Genomic DNA, 5,263 nt, shown 5'->3' on the forward strand with positions numbered 1-5,263 from the left:
TCCCCGGGGGCCGCGGCATGCCCGAATCGCGTCAGGACGCTCCCGACACCGCGCCGCGGCGTTGCCCGGACGACGGGCGGCCATGGTCAAACCGGGGCCGCAGCGGGCATGCTGCTGCCCTGCACCCGAGGAGGAGTTCACCATGGCCCAGGTCACCGTCTCGCTCGACGCCAACCTCGCGATCGACGCGATGATGCTGTCCGGCACCAAGAGCCCGCAGGACGCCGTCGAACTGATCCTCCGGGACTTCCTGGAGCGCGGCCGGCGCACCGAGACCCGCACCGGTGACGCCGCGGACGGCCACCGGGTCACCCAGGACCGTCCGATCGTCCAGGAGGGCTGAGCGGGAACGCCGAAGGGGCCCGGGAGCACACCGCTCCCGGGCCCCGCCCCGTTCTCCCTCAGCGCGCGCGGGCCCCGGTCGAGCCGCGCATCACCAGCTCCGGCTGGAACATGAACTCCCCGCGCTGGGCGGCGTTCCCGCCGACCTCCTCCAGCAGCGCGTCCACCGCCGCGGTGGCCATCGCCTCCACCGGCTGGCGCACGGTGGTCAGCGGCGGCTCGGTGAAGGCGATCAGCGGCGAGTCGTCGAAGCCGACCACCGAGACGTCCTGCGGCACCGCCAGGCCGCGCTGCCGGACGGCCCGGATCGCGCCGAGCGCCATCAGGTCGCTGCCGCAGACGATCGCGGTGCAGCCCTTGTCGAGCAGCGCCCCGGCCGCCGCGTGCCCGCCCTCCACGCTGAACAGCGTGTGGTGGACCAGCCCCTCGGCCTCCTCGGCGGCGAGCCCCAGCACCTCGCGCATGGCCGCGGTGAAGCCCTCGATCTTGCGCAGCACCGGCACGTACCGGCGCTGGCCGACGGCCAGGCCGATCCGCTCGTGGCCGAGTTCGGCCAGGTGCTGGACGGCCATCCACATCGCGGCCCGGTCGTCCGGCGAGATGAACGGCGCGTCGATCCGCTCGCTGTAGCCGTTGATCAGCACGAACGGCACCCCGCGCCCGGCCAGCCGGGCGTACCGGTCGTGGTCGGCGGTGGAGTCGGCGTGCAGGCCGGAGACGAAGACGATGCCCGCCACGCCCCGGTCGACCAGCATCTCCACCAGTTCGTCCTCGGTGGAGCCGCCGGGCGTCTGGGTGCAGAGCACCGGCGTGTAGCCGTGCCGGCTCAGCACCTGCTCGATCACCTGGGCCAGCGCCGGGAAGATCGGATTGCTCAACTCCGGGGTGATCAGCCCGATCAGCCCGGCGCTGCGCCGGCGCAGCCGGGTCGGCCGCTCGTAGCCGAGCACGTCCAGGGCCGCCAGCACGGTCTGCCGGGTGGCGGCCGAGACGTTGGCCTTGCCGTTGAGCACGCGGGAGACGGTGGCTTCGCTGACCCCCGCCTGCGCCGCGATGTCTGATAGTCGCGCCGTAGTCACGGTCCCAGAGCCTATTGCAACCACGTCAGACCGCCCACCAGTCGGTGCTGTCCGCGGCGAGCACCGCCTCGCCGTCCGCCACCACCGGGTCGGCGCCCGCGGAGCTGAGCAGCAGCCGGCCGGGGGCCGGTATCCGCACCGGGGCGCCGGTGGTGTTGGCGGTGCAGACGAAGGAGCCGCGGCGGAACGCCAGGGTGCCCTCGGGGCTGTCCAGCCACTCGACGTCGGTGCCGGCGCCGAGGTCGGGGCGCGCCTTGCGGACGGCCAGCGCCGAGCGGTAGAGCTCCAGGGTGGAGGTCGGGTCGCCGGTCTGCGCCTCGACGCTGAGGGCGGCCCACTCGGCGGGCTGCGGCAGCCAGGACGGTCCGCCGGCGGTGGGGCCGAAGCCGTAGGGGGCCTCGGTGCCGGACCACGGGATCGGGACGCGGCAGCCGTCGCGGTAGCCGTCCTGGCCGGCCTGGCGGAAGAACGACGGGTCCTGGCGGACCTCGTCGGGCAGGTCGGTGACGTCCGGCAGGCCGAGCTCCTCGCCCTGGTAGACGTAGGCGGAGCCGGGCAGGGCGAGCATCAGCAGGGTGGCGGCGCGGGCGCGGCGCAGGCCGAGGGCGCGGTCGCCGGGGGTGCGGATCTGGGTGCCGAGGCCGGGCGGGTTGGCGAACCGGGTGGCGTGCCGGGTGACGTCGTGGTTGGAGAGCACCCAGGTGGTGGGGGCGTCGACCGGGCGCATCGAGTCGAGCGAGAGGTCGATCACGGCGCGCAGGTCGGCGGCGTCCCAGGAGGTGCCGAGGTACTGGAAGTTGAAGGCCTGGTGCAGTTCGTCGGGGCGCACGTAGTTGGCGGTGCGCTGGACGGTCGGGGTCCAGGCCTCGGCGACGCCGATCCGCTCGCCCGGGTACTCGTCGAGGATGGTGCGCCAGGTGCGGTAGATCTCGTGCACGCCGTCCTGGTCGAAGAAGGGCATGACGTCGTTGCCGAGCAGCTTGAGCTGGTCGGCGCCGCCGAGGTCGGGCAGGCCGGGGGCCTTGACCAGGCCGTGGGCGACGTCGATGCGGAAGCCGTCGACGCCCATGTCCAGCCAGAAGCGCAGGATGGAGCGGAACTCGTCGGCGACGGCCGGGTTGTCCCAGTTGAAGTCGGGCTGCTCGGGGGCGAACAGGTGCAGGTACCAGTCGCCCGGGGTGCCGTCCGGGTTCTCGGTGCGGGTCCAGGCGGGGCCGCCGAAGATGGACTCCCAGTCGTTGGGCGGCAGTTCGCCGCCGGGACCCTTGCCGGGGCGGAAGTGGTAGCGCTCGCGCAGCGGGGAGCCGGGGCCCTCGCGCAGGGCGCGCTTGAACCACTCGTGCTGGTCGGAGGAGTGGTTGGGGACGAGGTCCACGATGATCCGCAGGCCCAGCCGGTGGGCGTCGCGGATCAGCGCGTCGGCGTCCAGCAGGGTGCCGAACACCGGGTCGACGGCGCGGTAGTCGGCGACGTCGTAGCCGGCGTCGGCCTGCGGGGAGGCGTAGAACGGCGAGAGCCAGACGGCGTCGACGCCGAGGTCGCGCAGGTAGGGCAGGCGGCTGCGGATGCCGGGCAGGTCGCCCATGCCGTCGCCGTTGGAGTCGGCGAAGCTGCGCGGGTACACCTGGTAGATGACCGCGTCCCGCCACCAGCCTCTGTCCGCGGCGGCACCGGCCTCGTCGGCGGTGGCGTCGGCGGCGGGCCGGGAGGTGTCGGCCAGGTTCTGGGTCATGGACGGTATCCCTTGCGGAGTGTGGCGGGCGGAGCGGTCGGGGCGTCGGCGGCGACGTCGGTCAGGACTTGGAGGCGCCGGCGGTCAGGCCGGTCACCAGGTGGCGCTGCACCAGGTAGAAGAGGACCGAGGAGGGGACGGCGATCAGCACGGCGGTCGCGGCCATCAGGTTCCACTGGGCGTCGTGCTCGCTGACGAAGGTCTGGAGTCCGACGGCCAGGGTGTACTTGTCGGAGCTGAGCATGAAGGTGGAGGCGAAGGCGACCTCGGCCCAGGCGGTGAGGAAGGAGTAGAACGCGGCGACCGCCAGGCCCGGGCGGGCGAGCGGCAGCACCAGCCGCCAGAAGGTGCCGAACGGGGTGAGGCCGTCGACCCGGCCGGCCTCGTCGATCTCCACCGGGATGGTGTCGAAGTAGCCCTTCATCAGCCAGGCGCAGTACGGCACGGTGGTGGTCGAGTAGACCAGGATCAGGCCGAGGTAGCTGTCCAGCAGGTCGAGCTCGGACAGGATCGTGTACATCGGCACGATCAGTACGGCGATCGGGAACATCTGGGTGACCAGCAGCGACCACATGAGCGGCTTGTGGCCGGGGAAGCGCATCCGGGAGACGGCGTAGCCGGTGGAGGCGGCGATCAGCACGCCGAAGACGGTGGTGACGCCGGAGACCAGGAAGGCGTTGCCGAACCACTTGAAGAAGTCGGTGTCGAACAGCACCGTCCCGTAGTTGGCGAGGGTCAGCTTGCCGAGGATCTCGCCGGGGTGCAGGTAGTCGGTCTTGTCCGGGCCGAACGAGACGTAGAGGATCCACGCCACGGGGAACAGCGCGATCAGGCTGGCCAGGGTCAGCGCGCCGTGCATCAGGGCCCTGGCGAGCGGGCCGCTCTCGCCGCGGGGGCGGACCCCGGCCGGGCGGGCGGCGGGGGGCGCGGGCCGGACGGCGGGGGTGGTGGGTCGGTCGGTGGTGGTGCTCATCGGAGTGTCTCCTTCGTGGTCGCCGTGGTCGCCGGGGTCAGCCGTTCGCGCGCTCGTTGCGGGCGAGCCAGCGGCGGTAGAAGGCGGTGAAGACGACCAGGATGGAGAGCAGGATGACGCCGTAGGCGGCGGACTGCGCGTAGTCCCGGGGCTGCTGGCCGAAGCCGAGCCGGTAGGCCCAGGTGACCAGCAGCTGGGCGTCGGGGGCGCCGTTGCCGAACAGCAGGAAGATGACGGCGAACTGGTTGAACGTCCAGATGACGCCGAGCAGGACGACGGTCGAGGAGACGGTGCGAAGGCCCGGCAGGGTGACGTGGCGGAACCGCTGCCAGGCGGTGGCGCCGTCCATCTCGGCGGCCTCGTACAGCTCGGCGGGGATCGACTGGAGGCCGCCGAGCAGCGAGATCATCATGAACGGCACGCCGACCCAGGTGTTGACCAGGACGGCGGCGGCCTTCTGCGCGGTCGGGTCGTCCAGCCAGCCGGGCTCGGGCAGGTGGAGTGCGGCGAGCAGGCCGTTGACGGCGCCGCCGTCGGCGAGCATCAGCCGCCAGGAGAAGACGGTGACGAAGGTCGGCACGGCCCAGGGCAGGATGAGCAGCATCCGGTAGACGGCGCGTCCGCGCAGCTTCTGGTTGAGCAGCAGGGCCAGGCCCAGGCCGATGGTGTAGTGCAGGCCGACGCAGAGGGCGGTCCAGGCGATGGTCCAGACGAAGTGCGACCAGAAGCGGTCGTAGGAGCCGGGGCCCCACAGGATGTCGGCGTAGTTGTCGAAGCCGACGAAGGTGTAGCTCGCCGGGATCTCGTTCTCGCCGATCCTGCGGGCGACGTTGAGGCTGTTGGCATCGGTGAGGGTGAGCCAGAGGCCCTCGGCGAGCGGGTAGAGCACCAGGACGCCGAGGACCAGCACGACCGGTGCGATCATCGCGTAGGCGTACCAGTGCTTGGCGTACGAGCGCTTGAGGCGCTCCATCAGGCCCGGACGCGGATCGCGCTGCCGGCTGCCCTGGCCGGTGGCGCCCTGCACGGCGACTGACATTGTTCGACACCTTCTCGGGGGAGGTCCGCCGCCTCGCTTCGGCGACTGCTGCTACGGGTCCGGCCGGGCGGGGCCCCCGGGGGGCCGCGGGGGGGGGC

Annotated in this window: 5 protein-coding genes; 1 reads left to right on the forward strand and 4 read right to left on the reverse strand. The window is 72.4% G+C overall.

Annotation, left to right across the window (positions count from 1 at the left end):
* Positions 1-142 precede the first annotated feature (142 nt).
* On the forward strand, positions 143-343 hold the full coding sequence (locus ACFU74_RS35845; protein ID WP_380764315.1) for a hypothetical protein: 201 nt from the start codon (positions 143-145) through the stop codon (positions 341-343).
* Between the two features lie 58 nt (positions 344-401).
* Here ACFU74_RS35845 and ACFU74_RS35850 read toward each other — a convergent pair whose 3' ends face one another.
* The 4 genes from ACFU74_RS35850 to ACFU74_RS35865 all read right to left on the reverse strand — a co-directional run bounded on the left by ACFU74_RS35850 (position 402) and on the right by ACFU74_RS35865 (position 5,165).
* Entirely contained in the window at positions 402-1,421 is a 1,020-nt protein-coding gene (locus tag ACFU74_RS35850) for a LacI family DNA-binding transcriptional regulator (protein ID WP_380764316.1), read from the reverse strand.
* A 25-nt stretch (positions 1,422-1,446) separates the two neighbouring features.
* A complete protein-coding gene (locus ACFU74_RS35855; protein ID WP_380764317.1) occupies positions 1,447-3,153 on the reverse strand; it encodes an alpha-amylase family glycosyl hydrolase in 1,707 nt (568 codons plus the stop codon).
* Between the two features lie 61 nt (positions 3,154-3,214).
* Positions 3,215-4,126: a sugar ABC transporter permease gene (locus ACFU74_RS35860; protein ID WP_380764318.1), complete on the reverse strand. Its 912-nt coding sequence runs from the start codon at positions 4,124-4,126 to the stop codon at positions 3,215-3,217.
* Between the two features lie 37 nt (positions 4,127-4,163).
* Entirely contained in the window at positions 4,164-5,165 is a 1,002-nt protein-coding gene (locus tag ACFU74_RS35865; RefSeq protein WP_380764319.1) for a carbohydrate ABC transporter permease, read from the reverse strand.
* Positions 5,166-5,263 lie beyond the last annotated feature (98 nt).

It is taken from the genome of Kitasatospora sp. NPDC057500 (genome assembly GCF_042802195.1).
Classification (GTDB): domain Bacteria; phylum Actinomycetota; class Actinomycetes; order Streptomycetales; family Streptomycetaceae; genus Kitasatospora.

Coding starts and splice junctions, on each gene's coding strand:
- ACFU74_RS35865 (WP_380764319.1), bottom strand. CDS start 5,165: ATGTCAGTCGCCGTGCAGGGCGCCACCGGCCAGGGCAGCCGGCAGCGC.
- ACFU74_RS35855 (WP_380764317.1), bottom strand. CDS start 3,153: ATGACCCAGAACCTGGCCGACACCTCCCGGCCCGCCGCCGACGCCACC.
- ACFU74_RS35860 (WP_380764318.1), bottom strand. CDS start 4,126: ATGAGCACCACCACCGACCGACCCACCACCCCCGCCGTCCGGCCCGCG.
- ACFU74_RS35845 (WP_380764315.1), top strand. CDS start 143: ATGGCCCAGGTCACCGTCTCGCTCGACGCCAACCTCGCGATCGACGCG.